This window comes from Corynebacterium phocae, from assembly GCF_008693075.1.
Taxonomy (GTDB): domain Bacteria; phylum Actinomycetota; class Actinomycetes; order Mycobacteriales; family Mycobacteriaceae; genus Corynebacterium; species Corynebacterium phocae.
Genome location: NZ_VXKJ01000038.1, coordinates 1 through 822, shown reverse-complemented (window position 1 = coordinate 822; position 822 = coordinate 1). Strand labels below are relative to the sequence as shown.

Here is an 822-nt window from a genome sequence, read left to right as displayed (position 1 = left end):
TTTAGTGGCATGTCCTGGACCCGAAGCGGGGTGATCTACCCATGGCCAGTGTGAAGCAGCAGTAAGATGCTGTGGAGGCGCGAACCCACGTAGGTTGAAAACTGCGGGGATGAGTTGTGGGTAGGGGTGAAAGGCCAATCAAACTCCGTGATAGCTGGTTCTCCCCGAAATGCATTTAGGTGCAGCGTCGCATTAGCTTGGTGGAGGTAGAGCTACTGGTTGGTTGAGCGGGACTACAATCTTAGCAATGTCAGCCAAACTCCGAATGCCATCAATGTGTTGTGCGGCAGTGAGACTGTGGGGGATAAGCTTCATAGTCGAGAGGGAAACAGCCCAGATCGCCGGTTAAGGCCCCTAAGGGTGTGCTAAGTGGAAAAGGATGTGGGATCGCGAAGACAGCCAGGAGGTTGGCTTAGAAGCAGCCATCCTTGAAAGAGTGCGTAATAGCTCACTGGTCGAGTGGTTCCGCGCCGACAATGTAGTGGGGCTCAAGCACACCGCCGAAGCCGCGGCAAAGATAAGTAATATTGTTTTTGGGTAGGGGAGCGTCGTACATGTTGTGAAGCGTTAGTGTAAACAGGCGTGGATTGTGTACGAGTGAGAATGCAGGCATGAGTAACGAATTGTAAGGTGAGAATCCTTACCGCCGGATGACTAAGGGTTCCTGGGTCAAGTTCGTCTTCCCAGGGTGAGTCGGGACCTAAGGCGAGGCCGACAGGCGTAGTCGATGGACAACCAGTTGATATTCTGGTACCCGTATATATGCGCCCATGATAAAGCATTGATACTAACCACCACTGACACTGATAACTTCAGCCCTTG

The 822-nt window shown here is 52.3% G+C and carries 1 rRNA gene; it reads left to right on the top strand.

Going from position 1 to position 822, the window contains the following annotated elements:
* Positions 1-822: ribosomal RNA gene (locus tag F4V58_RS05925) — 23S ribosomal RNA — on the top strand; the annotation flags it as partial.